The 15,437-nt window shown below is 56.8% G+C and carries 14 protein-coding genes, 1 pseudogene and 3 riboswitches; of the genes and pseudogenes, 10 read left to right on the forward strand and 5 right to left on the reverse strand.

All coding sequences use genetic code 11. The features are described 5' to 3' along the window. Positions 1-21 precede the first annotated feature (21 nt). From thrS to bshB2, 3 genes and pseudogenes are all read left to right on the forward strand, one after another. Positions 22-1,927: pseudogene (gene thrS / locus OCY70_RS07530) on the forward strand (threonine--tRNA ligase). Positions 1,928-2,077: 150 nt separating this feature from the next. Then, the gene (locus tag OCY70_RS07535; RefSeq protein WP_213426823.1) at positions 2,078-2,428 is read left to right on the forward strand and encodes a YojF family protein; all 351 of its coding nucleotides are present in this window, start codon (positions 2,078-2,080) and stop codon (positions 2,426-2,428) included. A gap of 76 nt (positions 2,429-2,504) precedes the next feature. After that, complete coding sequence (bshB2, locus tag OCY70_RS07540; protein ID WP_213426822.1) at positions 2,505-3,185, forward strand: bacillithiol biosynthesis deacetylase BshB2; 681 nt, start codon at positions 2,505-2,507, stop codon at positions 3,183-3,185. An 81-nt stretch (positions 3,186-3,266) separates the two neighbouring features. Here the strand turns inward: bshB2 and OCY70_RS07545 are convergent, their stop codons facing one another. The 4 genes from OCY70_RS07545 to OCY70_RS07560 form a co-directional block, all read right to left on the reverse strand. Next, the gene (locus OCY70_RS07545; RefSeq protein WP_213426821.1) at positions 3,267-4,385 is read right to left on the reverse strand and encodes a mandelate racemase/muconate lactonizing enzyme family protein; all 1,119 of its coding nucleotides are present in this window, start codon (positions 4,383-4,385) and stop codon (positions 3,267-3,269) included. An 80-nt stretch (positions 4,386-4,465) separates the two neighbouring features. Further along, on the reverse strand, positions 4,466-4,849 hold the full coding sequence (locus OCY70_RS07550; RefSeq protein WP_213426820.1) for a YmaF family protein: 384 nt from the start codon (positions 4,847-4,849) through the stop codon (positions 4,466-4,468). 144 nt (positions 4,850-4,993) lie between these two features. Then, positions 4,994-7,627 carry a magnesium-translocating P-type ATPase gene (mgtA, locus tag OCY70_RS07555; RefSeq protein WP_213426819.1) on the reverse strand — a complete coding sequence of 878 codons (2,634 nt, stop codon included), beginning with the start codon at positions 7,625-7,627 and terminating at the stop codon, positions 4,994-4,996. A 371-nt stretch (positions 7,628-7,998) separates the two neighbouring features. Beyond that, positions 7,999-8,168: riboswitch (M-box (ykoK) riboswitch) on the reverse strand. A gap of 72 nt (positions 8,169-8,240) precedes the next feature. Beyond that, a complete protein-coding gene (locus tag OCY70_RS07560; protein ID WP_213426818.1) occupies positions 8,241-8,477 on the reverse strand; it encodes a hypothetical protein in 237 nt (78 codons plus the stop codon). A gap of 239 nt (positions 8,478-8,716) precedes the next feature. On the opposite strand from OCY70_RS07560, the gene OCY70_RS07565 reads away from it, so the two are divergent. Both OCY70_RS07565 and OCY70_RS07570 read left to right on the forward strand, forming a co-directional pair. Then, positions 8,717-9,148 carry a ribonuclease domain-containing protein gene (locus tag OCY70_RS07565; RefSeq protein WP_213426835.1) on the forward strand — a complete coding sequence of 144 codons (432 nt, stop codon included), beginning with the start codon at positions 8,717-8,719 and terminating at the stop codon, positions 9,146-9,148. Positions 9,149-9,165: 17 nt separating this feature from the next. Beyond that, the gene (locus OCY70_RS07570; protein WP_213426817.1) at positions 9,166-9,441 is read left to right on the forward strand and encodes a barstar family protein; all 276 of its coding nucleotides are present in this window, start codon (positions 9,166-9,168) and stop codon (positions 9,439-9,441) included. 49 nt (positions 9,442-9,490) lie between these two features. Here the strand turns inward: OCY70_RS07570 and OCY70_RS07575 are convergent, their stop codons facing one another. Further along, positions 9,491-9,763, reverse strand: coding sequence for a hypothetical protein (locus OCY70_RS07575; RefSeq protein ID WP_261944668.1), 273 nt, complete (start codon positions 9,761-9,763; stop codon positions 9,491-9,493). A gap of 17 nt (positions 9,764-9,780) precedes the next feature. Continuing rightward, positions 9,781-9,969, forward strand: a riboswitch (cyclic di-AMP (ydaO/yuaA leader). Positions 9,970-10,079: 110 nt separating this feature from the next. Next, positions 10,080-10,258, forward strand: a riboswitch (cyclic di-AMP (ydaO/yuaA leader). A gap of 118 nt (positions 10,259-10,376) precedes the next feature. Here OCY70_RS07575 and OCY70_RS07580 point away from each other — a divergent pair. From OCY70_RS07580 to kdpC, 5 genes are all read left to right on the forward strand, one after another. Then, positions 10,377-10,793 carry a hypothetical protein gene (locus tag OCY70_RS07580; RefSeq protein ID WP_261944667.1) on the forward strand — a complete coding sequence of 139 codons (417 nt, stop codon included), beginning with the start codon at positions 10,377-10,379 and terminating at the stop codon, positions 10,791-10,793. Positions 10,794-10,924: 131 nt separating this feature from the next. Continuing rightward, the gene (locus OCY70_RS36035; RefSeq protein WP_390955134.1) at positions 10,925-10,987 is read left to right on the forward strand and encodes a potassium-transporting ATPase subunit F; all 63 of its coding nucleotides are present in this window, start codon (positions 10,925-10,927) and stop codon (positions 10,985-10,987) included. A gap of 32 nt (positions 10,988-11,019) precedes the next feature. Then, the gene (kdpA, locus tag OCY70_RS07585) at positions 11,020-12,699 is read left to right on the forward strand and encodes a potassium-transporting ATPase subunit KdpA (RefSeq protein ID WP_213426815.1); all 1,680 of its coding nucleotides are present in this window, start codon (positions 11,020-11,022) and stop codon (positions 12,697-12,699) included. A gap of 12 nt (positions 12,700-12,711) precedes the next feature. Next, positions 12,712-14,745, forward strand: a complete 2,034-nt coding sequence (gene kdpB / locus OCY70_RS07590) for a potassium-transporting ATPase subunit KdpB (RefSeq protein WP_213426814.1) — start codon at positions 12,712-12,714, stop codon at positions 14,743-14,745. 31 nt (positions 14,746-14,776) lie between these two features. Beyond that, the gene (gene kdpC / locus OCY70_RS07595; protein ID WP_213426813.1) at positions 14,777-15,400 is read left to right on the forward strand and encodes a potassium-transporting ATPase subunit KdpC; all 624 of its coding nucleotides are present in this window, start codon (positions 14,777-14,779) and stop codon (positions 15,398-15,400) included. Positions 15,401-15,437: the final 37 nt, after the last annotated feature.

Here is a 15,437-nt window from a genome sequence, read left to right on the forward strand (position 1 = left end):
GGAGGAAAGGGAGGCTGAAGCATGGAGATCAAGGTTACATTTCCAGACAATTCGAACAGGAGGTATACGCAAGGCACGACCATCGCGGACGTGGCGGCTTCGATCAGCACCAGCTTGAAGAAGCAGGCCATTGCCGGCAAAATCGATGGCGCGCTCGTGGATCTGAACCAGACGATCGAGCATGACAGCCTTGTCGAAATCATTACGCAGGACAGCCTGGAAGGGCTGGGCATCCTGCGTCACAGTACGGCGCATGTCATGGCGCAAGCCATTCAGCGGATATATGGAGCCGATCAAGTCAAGCTTGGAATCGGTCCGGTCATTGAGGATGGTTTCTATTACGACATCGATATCGAGCGGCCGCTGTCCACGGAGGATCTGGCGGCCATCGAGCAAGAAATGTCTCGCATCATTCAGGCCGATAGAACGGCAAGCGGTCAGCCGCGAGGAAGCGCTGCGGTTATTTGAACAACGGGAAGAGCCGCTGAAGCTGGAATTGATTCATGATTTGCCTGCGGACGCGGTCATCAGCATTTATAAGCAGGGCGAATTTGTTGATTTGTGCCGCGGTCCGCATCTGCCGTCCACCGGACGGATCAAGGCGTTCAAGCTGCAGAAGGTATCCGGGGCCTACTGGCGGGGCGACGCGAACAACAAAATGCTGCAGCGCATATACGGCACGGCGTTCGTGAAGCAGGAGCAGCTTGACGAGCATCTGCACCGGCTGGAGGAAGCGAAGAAGCGCGATCACCGCAAGCTGGGCACGGAGCTGGGCTTGTTCATGTTCTCCGAGGAAGCGCCGGGCATGCCGTTCTATTTGCCGAACGGGATGACGATTCGCACGGAGCTGGAGAACTTCTCGCGCGAGCTGCAGCGGCAGCGCGGTTACGAGGAAGTGCGCACGCCGTTCATGATGAACAATCGGATGTGGGAGCAGTCGGGGCATTGGGATCATTACAAGAACAATATGTACTTCACGAAGGTCGACGAGACGACATTTGCGCTGAAGCCGATGAACTGCCCGGGACATATGCTGATTTATAAAAATGGCCTGCACTCCTACCGCGAGCTGCCGATCCGGCTTGGCGAGTTCGGTCAAGTGCATCGCCACGAGATGTCGGGCGCCTTGAACGGCATGCTTCGCGTCCGCACGTTCTGACAGGATGACGCGCATATTTTCGTCCGCCCGGATCAGATCGAGGACGAGATCAACGAAGTCATGTCCTTGATTGACGAACTCTACAACGTATTCGGCTTCGAGTACAAGATCGAATTGTCCACCCGGCCGGAGGATTCTATGGGATCGGAGGAACTGTGGAACGAGGCGGAGCGGGCGCTGAAGCAGGTGCTCGACCGACGCGGCGTCGATTATCGGATCAACGAAGGAGACGGCGCCTTCTACGGGCCGAAAATCGATTTCCATATCCTCGACGCCCTGAAGCGGAGCTGGCAGTGCGGAACGATTCAGCTGGACTTCCAGATGCCGGAGAAATTCGATCTCGCCTATATCGGCGAGGACAGCCAGAAGCATCGCCCGGTCGTCATTCATCGCGCGATGTACGGCTCCATCGACCGGTTCATCGGGATTTTGACGGAGCACTATGCCGGCGCGTTTCCGCTCTGGCTGGCTCCTGTTCAAGCGAAGGTGCTGCCTGTATCCGAGATGTTCGCGGATTATGCGCTTCAGGTGAAGCAGGCGCTGGCAGCGCGCGGCCTCCGCGCCGAAGTCGACGGCCGCAATGAACGGCTCGGCTTCAAAATACGCGAAGCCCAGCGCGGCAAAATTCCATACATGCTTGTCGTCGGGGAGCAGGAACAGCGGGATGGAAGCGTGTCTGTGCGCAAGCGGGGCGAGGGCGATCTCGGATCGCGATCCGTTCACGAGCTGGCGGAGCGAATCGAGTCAGAAATCCGGAATCGACAGTAGCTCGCTTCCCATATCGTAGAAATTGCCGTACACTAAAAGTAATGGATGCCAATAACAGCCGCCTATGCACGCGTCGGCGGCGATATCAAAAAGATAGCCCCTTGCGCCTTCGGGCGGACGAGGGGCTGTTCCATGTCCGGGGGAATGAACATGCAGTTGATACAGCCAGAGAAGGTGCAGCAGGCGCTGCAATTATGGCGAGAGAAGCCATTATATCTCCATCTCGAGATGACGACCGGGGCCTATGCGTCTCATCGCGACAAGACGAAGCATACGGCTTCCGCCTTCGTCACCAATACCGTCATCCGCTATGCCGAAGGCTCGATCGCCGGGAAGGGACCGTACCGGGTCGGACTGAAGACGCCGGACGGCTGGGTGTATGCGGAAGGGTTGACCCATTGGGACGAGCAGGCACAAGCGCATGCCAGGCTGATTATGGCGGGCCATGATCAGGAAGGCAGACTGATTGTCAGTCTGCAGCTAAGCGAAGAACCATTTTAACATTAGAAGCCCCCACCTCCAAGCACAACGCAGGTGGAGGGCAGTTCACGATGACGAAGAGGAGAGCAGACATCTTATGGACAGACAGCGTCATATTGTCGTCATCCTGCCGCATCCGGATGACGAAGGGATCATTGCCGGCACATTGGCCGCACATATTCAGGAAGGAGCGGCTATCACATACGCCTGCCTGACATTGGGGGAGATGGGGCGAAATATGGGCAATCCTCCATTCGCGAACCGGGCAACGCTGCCGCTCATCCGCAAGGGAGAGCTGGAGGAAGCGTGCCGCCGCATCGGCATTCGCGACCTGCGGATGTGGGGATACCATGACAAAACGATAGAATTCGAAGACGAAGAGAAGCTCGCGGACCGGATCGAGGCCTTGTTGGCGGAATTGGAGCCCGAATGCGTCTATACCTTTTATCCCGGGTACAGCGTTCATCCGGACCATGACGCAACCGGGGCCGCCGTCGTGCGGGCAGTGGGGCGGATGCCGGCGGACAAGCGTCCCCGCGTTTTGTGCATCGCGATTGCGGCCGGCCGCGAGAAGCTGCTCGGCCCGCCGGACGAGCTTCACGATGTCAGCGATTATGTCGAGCAGAAAATTTATGCGATTCATGCGCACGAGACCCAAATCCGGCACCTGCTTGGCGGCGGAACGCTGGATGATCCGTCGTTCCGCGCCCGATACAGCCGGGAATTGTTCTGGACGTACCTCTTCCCCGAGGAAGGAGAAGGGGCCCCCTTAGAATAGGCGAAGCTTGTCCAATTGAATCTGCAGCCCGAAGGGACATTACAGCGCCCCGCTTGCAGATGCCCGGAAGGGAAGGCATCCCTATGTATAGGCGCTGCCGTCCCATTGATAGAACGCGAGCATGTCTTGATCCAGCTCAACTCCAATCCCCGTTCCTTCCGGAAGGGTGACGGCGCCGTTCTCCGGCTGCAGCGGGATAAGGCGGGTGAACGGATTGTCCATCACGTCCCATTCCACCGGCTCGATCGAATCCGTAACCATTTTGGTCCATGGCTCGGTACATGCCTGGGCGAACATGGCGTATAAGCGGGACAGCGCCCCGTCATAGGCATGCGGGGCCGCGCGCATGCCGAAGGTGCGCGCCATGCGCACGGTATGCCTGAACTCGTCGATCCCGGCCATATGCAGCGGATCGGGCGTAATGATATCTAGCGCCCGGTTCGACAGCAAGGGCAGGAAGGCCGCCGCCGTACCGAGATTTTCGCCTCCGGCCAGCGGCACGGCGATCCGCTGTCTCAGCAGCGCGTACTCTTCGACCTGCGCGACAGGAAGCGGCTCCTCCAGCCACATCAGATTGGGCCACGACTGCAGCAGGGGCTGCCATTGCAGCGCCGCGGCGGCGTCATAGCTCTGATTTGCGTCGAGGGCCAATCCGATGCCGCCAGACAGCAGCTTCTGCACCTCCCGCACATGCTCCTGATCCTCAGCGACAGACTTTCCTCCGATTTTTAGCTTGATTTTGTCAAATCCGTCGCTCAATGCCTTTTCCACTTGCTGCAGGGAAAGCTTTTTCCAATCCGCTTCTTCGCTGTAGGATTGGAATGACGCATAGACGGGCACGCGATTGCGATACTTGCCGCCCCATAGATCGCATACCGAGAGGCCGCATGCCCGGGCCATAATTTCAGTGCATGCCATGCTGACGGCTGCAGCCGCGCGCGAATGCCAATTCTTGATCGTGCGCAGCCAGGCGCCGCGCTCGGCGACCGGCTTGCCTATCAAAAAAGGAATAATCCGCTCATGGAAGCCGGAGTGCAGCGTCGGCAGCCAGTCGGCGCATTCTCCCCATCCGGTAACGCCGGTGTCCGTTGTCAGCCGGATAAGATAACTCGTCCGGTACATTTTCGGGCCATTGGCGTCGCCATATGGGCGGGCAAGACGATAGAAGAGCGGAAAGGTCTCGATCTGCTGTATCCGCAAGGAATGGTTCCTCCTTACACATCGTTTTGCCGCTTAGTATGTGCCGGGACGGCCATTTTATGAAGAAATAGGGAATCGCGTTAGCGGGAGATTTCATTCCCCGTTCTGCCTTCATAATGATGGATGTGGGGAGGGCTTCCATTTACGGTCGTGACGCCTTCGAACAGATGAATATGACCGCCCCCAGGCAGGGGAAGGGCCGGGCCCGTCGTGCCCCTGATATCATGCGTATGTCCGGCATCGAATGAGGTCACCGCATAATATTGATGCGTATGCTGAACACCGCTCGGAGCCGGTTCCGTCGTTCCGGCGTATTTATGCCGATGACCGGCATCCACGGACGTGACGCCGGAAAATTCATGAACATGCACAGGTCTCCCATTCCATGAAGTAATATATAACTTGTGGGAGTGCATGTTTCCCTCCTCGCTATGATGCACAAATCCGGTAATCGGAACCTCCATGATCGCAATCTCCTTCCATCGATGATTACCCATATCGTATGTTTGGGGGCAGTCTGATGGTACCGCTCAAGTCAAGCAAATTTATTACGATCAACATAGATTTTGTGGACATGGCGGATGAGCCGCTCACGCGGATCGGCAAGCTTACAGCCATTCTCCGAATTTGCGGATATACCAGGTTTTGACCGTCTGGGTCAGCACGCAATAACAGAGCAACGTCGCGACAAGCCATGGGAAGTACGACAGCGGCAGCGGCACAAGGCCGATGGCGGCGCCCATTCCGGTAAAAGGAAGCGCGATCCCGCATGCCATGATCAGTCCCGTCAGCACCAGCACGGGAGTGCTGGCCGTGCTTTGGACAAATGGAATTTTCTCGGTGCGGATCATGTGCACGATCAGCGTCTGCGACAGCAAGCCCTCGATGAACCAGCCGGAATGGAACAGCGCTTGCTGGCCGACGGAATTGGCCGAGAAGACGTACCACATCAACGCATACGTCGTAATATCGAAGATCGAGCTGATCGGGCCGATGAACACCATAAATCTGCTGATCGACTTGGCATTCCATTTTTGCGGCTTGCGCAAATACTCTTTATCCATCTTGTCCCACGGAATCGAGAGCTGGGAAATATCATAAAACAAATTTTGCAGCAGCAAATGAATCGGCAGCATCGGCAGGAAGGGAAGGAAGGCGCTGGCCGCCAGAACGCTGAACATATTGCCGAAGTTGGAACTGGCGGTCATCTTAATACACTTGATCATGTTGCCGAACGTCTTCCGTCCTTCGATGATGCCTTGCTCCAGCACCATTAAGCTTTTCTCCAGCAAGATCATGTCCGCCGATTCCTTGGCGATATCGACCGCGGTATCGACAGAAATGCCTACGTCCGCTTCCTTCAGCGATACGGCGTCATTGATTCCGTCGCCCATGAACCCGACCGTATGGCCTCTGCTTTTGAGTACGCGAACGATTCGCGCTTTTTGCAGCGGATTGATCTTGGCGAACACCGTGGTCAACTCCGCGATCTCGGCCAACTGCTCATCCGTCAGGGCATCCACGGCGTCACCAAGCAGAATCGCCTCGGTGCGGCTCCCGACATCCTTGCATACTTTGCAGGCGACGGCCGCATTGTCTCCCGTGATAACTTTCACATTGACCCCGTTGTCTGCCAGCGCCCGGATAGCTTTCTTGGCGGAAGGCTTCGGCGGATCAAGGAAGGTGAGACAGCCGACCAGCGCAAGATCCTGTTCATCCCGGATTCCGTAAGGCTCATCGCGGGAAGGGGTCCGCTTCACCGCCACGGCCAGCACGCGCAATCCGTCCTCGTTCATCTCCCGGGCGAGCCGCTGCGCCTTATCTGCCCGAGCGGAGGTGAGCGGGACGATTTGGCCCTGCTCGTAGACATGCGTGCAGATGGCAAGCATTTCTTCCACCGCGCCCTTGCATACGAACAGATGCTCTCCGTGGGGCGCGCGGAGAACGACAGACATCCGGCGCCGGTTGAAGTCGAAAGGAATCTCATCAAGCTTCGTAAAGCTGTTGATCATATGGGAATACTCGGTATGCTTCAATATGGCGGCATCGAGCAGATTGCTCAGCCCGGTCTGATGATAGCTGTTCAAGTAGGCATATTCCAGCACGCTCTTGTCCGGATTGCCATTGATGTCAAGATGCTGTTCCAGCACAATTTGGTCTTCCGTCAACGTTCCCGTTTTGTCCGTGCACAGAATATCCATCGCGCCAAGATTCTGAATCGCGTGCAGACGCTTCACGACGACTTTGTTGCGGGCCATCGTTGCCGCTCCCTTGGCGAGATTCCCGGCCACGACGACAGGCAGCATTTCCGGCGTCAATCCGACCGCCACCGACAGGCCGAACAAGAGGGCGTCCCACCAGTCGCCCTTCGTGAATCCGTTGACGAAGAAGATGACCGGAACCATAATCAGCATGAAGCGGATCAGAAGATAGGTGATGCTCTTCACGCCGAGATCGAAGCTGGTGAGCGGAGCTTTGCCCGTCAGATGGCTCGCCATTGAACCGAAATACGTCTCCGAACCGGTGGCAACAACGACAGCCGTCGCCGATCCGCTGATGATATTCGTTCCCATGTAGCATATATTCGTCAACTCCAGCGCGTTGGCGGGCTTGGTCCGGCGCGCGTTCGCCAGCCGGGATATGCCCTGCGGGAGCATATCGAATTTTTCCACAGGAAGCGCCTCGCCCGTCAGGGCGGATTCGCCGGCATACACATCCTTGGCGGCGATCAGCCTGACGTCGGCCGGAACCATGTCCCCGGCGGACAAGTAGATAATATCCCCGGGCACCAGCAGCTCGTTGTCGATTTCGCGGCGGCGTCCCTGCCGGCATACCGCGGTCGTCGTGCGGACCAGAGCGCGCAGCTTCTCGGCGGACCGGGCGGACCGGAATTCCTGGGTAAACGTAATGATAATACTGACGGTTACCATCGTTGATATGATAAGAACGGCTTGAATATCCTGGTCGGCGATATAGGAAAAGGCCCCCAGGAAAAGCAGTATCAAAATAAACGGGTTGGCAAAGCAGGACAGCAGTTGAATATACCATGCAGGCGGCTTGTCTCGGGCCACCTGATTTTTGCCGTATTGCTCCATCCGCGCCTTCGCTTCGTCTTCGGTCAGACCTTGAGGGCGGGTATTCCATTCTTCCATAACATCTTCTTCCAGCGAGATGGATGCCTGAATGAGGCGCTGCGCGATTTTTTGCGCCAGATCATCTTTGATTTTCGCTTTACGTGCCATTGCAAATTCCTCCTCTCGCAGGTCATCACAGAATCCCTACGGTATCGATTCGTTTTGAACATCAACATAAAAAAGCTCCCCCTGTATTCCAGAGGGAGCCGGAACCGTATACCGATGCCGCTCAAGTCACATACGCATACTTAATAAACCCGCCGCCATCGAATTTTTTCGGGGGAATATAATAAGTCGGGTATCGCTTGAAGAGCGGCAAGCAGACGGCTCTTCCTCAATACAGGATGCTGGCGCCTATGCGGCTGATGGCTACTCGATCCGCTGTCCATGGACATATTCCCCCTTTATCACAGATAATAAAAAACCCTCCAGCAGAGCTAGAGGGCTGAATACGCGCAGAAATAGAGACTACAACGTCTATTGCTCCCCCTAGTCTAGTTTTAGCACTATACAACGTAAAGAGCGGCCGCTCTTAGCCACCTTAAGAAAAGCCTTAATCCGGCAGTTCCTGTTCTACCCATTGGCATCTTTCGATATTTCCGGGCAGTGGCCTATGTTCGTATAGGAGCCTCACCTAACGAGGATTTTATGAAATTTACTTTGTTATCATATGTCTTGTGTTATCCGTTGTCAATGATAAGGAGTGAAATGGAAATATTTATTACCTTCTGCCTCTTCTCCGTTTTCTTGCGCTAGAGCAAAATACATCCTTCTCTTTTACGGAACAGACATGCTTGAATACCGGCACGCAGAAATGTTGATTAATGACCTCGATCTGATGGATCACATCGACCTGCTGCGGATGGTACTTTTTGTTGAAGATATATTGCGGCGGATCGTAAATCGCTTTGCTCGGGCAAAACTCTTCACCGGCGAATTTTTTGTAGTCATGAGACATAAATTCCAGCTCCTCTCACATTAGTGTCGAACCTAATGGCATCATATGCGGGGCTTTTTGGCCTTGATTGGACATCTTCCCGCAGACAGCCACCTAGATTTTGATAGAAGTGGAAGGGGAGGGACATTTGTATGCAAGGGGTTGAAAATAGAGAAAAGATATATGATACTACAGCGAGAGGGCAGGAAGAGGTTCATGAAGCCTCCTGCTCTACGAAGAGCGAAGCGGGGTTGACATCGTTGAAAGTCATCAAATCAGTGCTGGTCTTTCTATTGAGCTTGCTGCTGCTGGCCGGCTGCGGTCTGGACAGCAAGCCGTCCGCCATTCCGGATTCGGGCAAGCAGGAGCTGACCGGCTTCGAAGAGGTTGCGAACTATATCAAGGCGCACCAGCAATTGCCGGATAACTTCATCACCAAGGAGGAAGCCAGGAGGTTGGGCTGGGATGCCCGCCAAGGCAATCTGCACGAGGTAGCTCCGGGCAAAAGCATCGGGGGCGACATCTTCCGCAACCGGGAAGGGAAGCTGCCCAAGAAAAAGGGCAGGATCTGGTATGAAGCGGATATCAACTATACGAAGGGCCACCGGGGGAAGGATAGAATTGTATTTTCCAACGATGGGCTGATCTATAAGACCGAAGATCACTATGAAACGTTCGAACCGATAGAATGAGAAAGGGGGGACGTTCCGTGCGCAACATAGTCGTGGAGGGGAGCTCCATCGAGAGCAAGGAGCAGATGCATGCGTTCCTGCAGGAAGCGCTCGAATTGCCGGAGCATTACGGCCGCAATCTGGACGCGCTATGGGACTGTCTGGCCGGATATGTCGAGCTGCCGCTTACGGTCACTTGGCTCGATTATGAGGCAAGCGAGCAAAGATTGGGCGAGTACGGCCGCAAGCTGTTCGAGCTGTTCGAAGAGGCTGCCGAGGAGATCGAAGGATTTTCATTTGTTGTCAAAGGTTGAATAGACGAACGGAAGGGCCGTCCCAAAACATAAAGAAACCGTTTCCGGGTCAGATGGAGGCATCGCCGACATCATGGCAAGGAACGGTTTTTTTGTGCATTTCGAGAGCCGGTAGCGGTCCAATGAAGCCCCAATTTTCCCGCGAAGAGAGGACGGTCTCCCGCTGTATCAGGATAATGGCGAAAACACGAGCTACAGCGAGGCAGGTAAAGAAAGAACCTTTTGTAATCGCTGCCGTTTCCTCTACTCTTGCCAAAAAGGAATTTTTCTGCCTTTCCGCTTCCTTTACAAAGCGTGGGGGCAAGCGTAATATACGATTCATGAATTTCAGATATTTTCATTTTACAATCGCTGAGTTTCCGCAAGGAAAGCGGGGGAACCAACGGTGCGGCCTGATCGGTGTGAGAGTCGATCAGCGGCACATGGGGTGAATCCTGAGCGCGGCGCCTAGGGCCGCATCACTCAGGTAGGGCGACTCTCACCGCCCGAATCCGACAGCTAACCTCGTAAGCGTTGTTGAGTGCGGCATTCCGCGATCCGCGGCTGCTTCGCTCATGAGGGAGAGGATGATGAACTTGTGACCATTGCGGCCGCAGGGGGGTTCCTCTGGGGCCTTTTTTTATGCCAACTGCACTTGATTGTCTGTATCGCTGAATCCCTGCGTGGCAGGGAGCGGGGGAACCAACCGGATGTCTGCGCACATTCATGGGGTGAATCCCGGGGCATGCGGCGCGAATGATGCGCCATGTCCCGAGGTAGGGCGACTCTCTCGCCCGAATCCGACAGCTAACCTCGCAAGCGTACCGAGAGAGGCAACGAATGTCGTGAAAGACACGGTTATTTTTGCTGTGCCTGGAAGCCGCGGGAAGAGTTCCTCTTGTTGCCGGCTTCTTTTTTGTTGCTGTCTCCGGACGAAGAATCGGAGGAGAGAAGAAATGGATCAACAGGAAGTCGTACTGGTGTCTGCGCCGAATGCCGCAGGCGAAGCGTTCGTCAAGCTGCTGCTGGAGAAGGACATTCCCTTCGCCGCCCTCGCGAACAACCGTAGTGAGCTTAAGCGGATGCGCGCCCTGGGCGCTCGTCATCTGATACTGCTCCATACGGCCGACGAGAAAACCTGGGTCATCCCGCAGCTGGCCGTCGGCAAAATCTTTTTGTTCGAACGAAGCTTGAATCTGTGCTGCCGGTACCTGCAAATCTGCCGGAGCTGGACGTCGAAGCCGATTTATGTCATCACGGCAAATCAAAATCCGCGGCTCGTCTACCGCGGGTTGGGCGCCAACTATGTCATTTATACCGCGAGCCGGAATTATTCGTTTTTGGTAACGGACGATTTCGCCGCTCATTCCTAAGGAGGTATCCGCATGTCTGATCTCGTTATGGCCGTGCTCATTGCTGCGGCATTCGCCCTGTTCTATGGCTTCTTGGCCTGGTGCGGGCGGGTCGTGGATGAAGGAGGAGAGCGAGGATGATCGTCATCGGGATGATTGCAGTCTTTCTCTTCTTGTATTTAGGCTACGCTTTGGTTCACCCGGAGAAATTCTGAAGCAATAGAAGGAAAAAAGGGAGGCAAGCTCTATGGACTGGCTGCAAATCGCCGTCGTGCTGCTGGCGCTGTTATTGCTGGTGAAGCCGCTCGGCACTTATATATACCATGTATTCTCCAATGAGCCCAATCGTACGGACCGATTGTTCGGGCCGGTGGAGAACGCCATTTACAGATTGGGCGGGCTGGCCCGCCGTCCGGATATGAGCTGGAAAAAATACATGTTCAGCCTGCTCGCCACGAATCTGATGCTCGTCGCGGTCAGCTACGTCATCTTGCGGGTGCAGCATCTGCTGCCGCTGAATCCGAACGGAACGGAGCGGATGGAGCACACGCTGGCGTTCAATACGGTCATCAGCTTCATGACCAACACGAATCTCCAGCATTATAGCGGCGAGACGGGATTGTCGTATTTCTCGCAAATGGCGGTGATTACGATGATGATGTTCACTTCCGCCGCAACCGGCTTGACGGTGGGGATCGCGTTCATGCGCGGCTTGACGGGCCGGGCCATCGGGAACTTTTTTACCGATTTCGTCAAGGCGCACACGCGCCTTCTCCTGCCGCTCGCCATCGTGATGACGCTTGTGCTGGGTGTGCTCAAGGTGCCGCAGACGCTCGCTCCCGTGACGGAAGCGGCGACGCTGCAGGGCGGGACGCAGCATATCGCTGTAGGCCCGGTCGCATCGCTCGTGTCCATTAAGCATCTCGGGACGAACGGCGGCGGCTTCTTCGGCGTCAACTCATCGCATCCGTTCGAGAATCCGTCTCCGCTGACGAACGTGCTCGAAATTCTGATGATGTGGTGCATTCCGGCCGCGCTTACTTATACCTTCGGCCGCTTCGCGGGGAACCGGAAGCAGGGATGGGTCATTTTCAGTGCGATGTTCATTCTGTTCCTGCTGTTCTTGAGCCTGGCCTGCTATGCCGAGAGCGCGGGCAATCCCGCATGGAGTGCGCTCGGGGTGGATGCGTCCCAGGGCAATATGGAAGGCAAGGAAGTGCGCTTCGGCATCGCTCAGTCCGCCCTGTTCACCACGGTGACAACCGCCGCGACGACCGGTTCGGTCAACAATATGCACGACACGCTGACCCCGCTCGGCGGATTGGCGCCGCTCGCGCAGATGATGCTGAACTGCGTATTCGGCGGGGACGGCGTCGGACTGGTGAACATGCTGATGTACGCAATCCTTGCGGTGTTCCTCGCCGGACTGATGGTCGGCCGCACGCCCGAGTTTTTGGGACGGAAGATCGAGGCGAAGGAAATGAAGCTGATTGCGATCGCGATCCTGGCGCATCCGCTTATCATATTGGCGCCGACCGCGATTGCGTTCCTTACGGATCTGGGCCGGGGAGCCATTACGAATCCGGGCTTCCACGGGATTACCCAGGTGCTGTACGAGTATACTTCTTCGGCCGCCAACAACGGTTCCGGCTTCGAAGGGCTGGGGGACAACACGCCGTTCTGGAATCTGTCGACCGGGCTCGTCATGCTGCTGGGGCGTTACATCTCGATGATCGCTCTGCTTGCCGTAGCCGGATCGCTGCTGCGCAAGCAGCCGGTTCCCGAGACGGCCGGCACGTTCCGGACCGATAACAAGCTTTTCGTCGGCATTTTGGTCGGAACGGTATTGATTATCGGGGCGCTTACGTTCCTCCCGGCTGCCGTGCTCGGTCCTATCGCGGAGCATCTGACGCTCCGGAATCTGTGAGGTGAATCGGCTATGAATACAACGAATCGCAAGCGCATGCTGACGAAGGATATCGTCAAGCAGGCAGGGAAGGACAGCCTGCGGAAGCTGAATCCGGTGACGATGATGAGAAATCCCGTCTTGTTCGTCGTCGAGGCAGGCACCTTCGTCATCCTGCTGATGCTGTTGTTCCCGGGCTATTTCGGCACGGAGGAGAATATGGGCTTCAATCTGGCCGTGTTCCTGATCCTGCTGCTCACGCTGCTGTTCGCCAATGCCGCGGAGGCGTTGGCGGAAGGGCGGGGCAAGGCTCAGGCGGGCGCTCTGAAAAAATCGAAGCAGGACATCGTGGCGAACAAAGTGACAGAAAACGGCACCGCCGCCGTGGCCGCATCGGAGCTGCGCAAGGGAGATATCGTCCTCGTCTCGCAAGGGGAAGTGATTCCCGGCGACGGAGAAGTTATCGAGGGTCTTGCCTCCGTGGACGAATCCGCGATTACGGGGGAATCGGCTCCCGTCATCAAGGAAGCGGGCGGCGATTTCAGCTCGGTGACCGGCGGCACGCGCGTGGTCAGCGATGCCGTCAAGGTGCGGATCACGAGCGATCCGGGGGATACGTTCCTGGATCGGATGATCTCGCTCGTCGAAGGAGCGAAGCGGCAGAAGACGCCGAATGAGATCGCGCTCAATACGCTGCTGATCAGCTTGACGCTTATTTTCCTGATTGTGGTCGTCACTCTGGCCCCGATCGCGGCTTACCTGAATATTCAGCTCGATGCGGCGGTTCTCATTGCGCTGCTCGTCTGTCTGATTCCGACGACGATCGGCGGGCTGCTGTCCGCCATCGGCGTAGCCGGCATGGACCGGGTAACGCAGTATAATGTGCTGGCGATGTCCGGGAAGGCGGTGGAGGCCGCGGGGGATATCAACACGATGATCCTCGACAAGACCGGCACGATCACCTTCGGCAACCGGATGGCAAGCGAGTTCGTGCCTGTCGGGAATGAACAGATGCGCACCGTGGCCGAATGGGCCGCGATTAGCTCCATGAACGATGATACGCCGGAAGGCCGCTCCGTGCTGGAGTTGATGAAGAAGGAAAATCTTACGTTCGATCCCGCCCTTGCGGAGGGCGGAGAGTGGATTGAATTCCGGGCGGAGACCCGCATGAGCGGCGTCGATCTGAAGGACGGGCGCCACGTGCGCAAGGGAGCCGTCGATGCGGTGAAAAAATGGGCGGCCGCCCAAGGGGGGACGATTCCCGCGGATCTGGACGAGCAGGGGAACCGGATCGCCTCGCAGGGCGGCACCCCGCTCGCGGTTGCGGTAGACGGGCGGATTATCGGACTGATTTATTTGAAGGATACGGTCAAGCCGGGCATGCGCGAACGCTTCGAGCAGCTCCGCAAGATGGGGATCAAGACGATTATGTGCACGGGCGACAACCCGCTGACGGCCGCGACCATCGCCGCCGAAGCCGGCGTGGACGACTTTATCGCGGAGAGCAAGCCCGAGGACAAGATCGCCGTCATCCGCCGGGAGCAGGCGGCCGGCAAGCTGGTCGCCATGACCGGGGACGGCACGAATGACGCGCCGGCGCTGGCCCAGGCCGATGTGGGGCTGGCGATGAACAGCGGGACGATCGCGGCGAAGGAAGCGGCCAATATGATTGATCTCGATTCCGACCCTTCGAAGATCATCGAAGTGGTAGGAATCGGCAAGCAATTGCTCATGACCCGCGGCGCGCTGACCACCTTCAGCATCGCGAATGATATCGCGAAGTATTTCGCGATTATTCCCGCCATGTTCATGGTCGCGATTCCCGAGATGAAGGCGCTGAATGTGATGGGCCTCGGTTCGCCCATGTCGGCAATATTATCGGCATTAATATTTAATGCCATTATTATTCCGCTGCTGATTCCGCTGGCGATGAAGGGCGTCTCCTATCGTCCGGTGAGCTCCGGACGGCTGCTCGGCCGCAACCTGCTCATCTATGGCCTCGGCGGCGTAGCAGCGCCATTCATCGGCATCAAGCTGATTGATCTGGCCGTTCATCTGTGGGTATAACCGAATCGATCGGGAAGGAAGGATGAAATATATGGTGAATTATTCTGTACAGACGGCACAGGAGCCGGGTGCCCGAAGCGGAGCAGCGGCTGTCATCAGTATGGCGCGAATCAGCGTCGTCTTTATCGTGCTGTGCGGCATTCTCTATCCGCTCGCTTGCACCGGACTGCTGCAGGCCTTGGTGCCGGAACGCGCCAACGGAAGCCTTATCCGCGACAGCAGCGGAGCCGTCATCGGCTCCGAGCTGATTGGCCAGCTGTTCGACGATCCGCGCTATTTCCATGGCCGGATTTCAAGCATCGGCTATCAGGCGGAAGCGTCCGGCTCGAATAACTATGCTCCGTCCAATCCGGAGCTGCTGGAACGGATGGAAGCGTCCGTCCGCGCTTGGGAGCGCGGCAATCCGGCGGTGCCGGCCGCGCGGCTGCCGATCGATCTGGTCACCAACTCCGCTTCGGGGCTGGACCCGCATATCACGCCGGAAGCGGCACGGGTTCAGATTCCGCGCATCAGCGGCTTGACCGGAATTGCGCCGGCGGAGCTGGAAAAGCTGGTTGCCGAGCATACAGAAGGACGCGATCTCGGGCTGTTCGGCGAGCCGCGGGTGAATGTGCTGGCCCTGAATCTGGATCTCCGGGCGATGTTGAACCGGTAATCGATAGGCCCTGCGCCGCTTGCCTATACGCGATATG

The organism is Paenibacillus melissococcoides (assembly GCA_944800085.1).
GTDB lineage: Bacteria > Bacillota > Bacilli > Paenibacillales > Paenibacillaceae > Paenibacillus_B > Paenibacillus_B melissococcoides.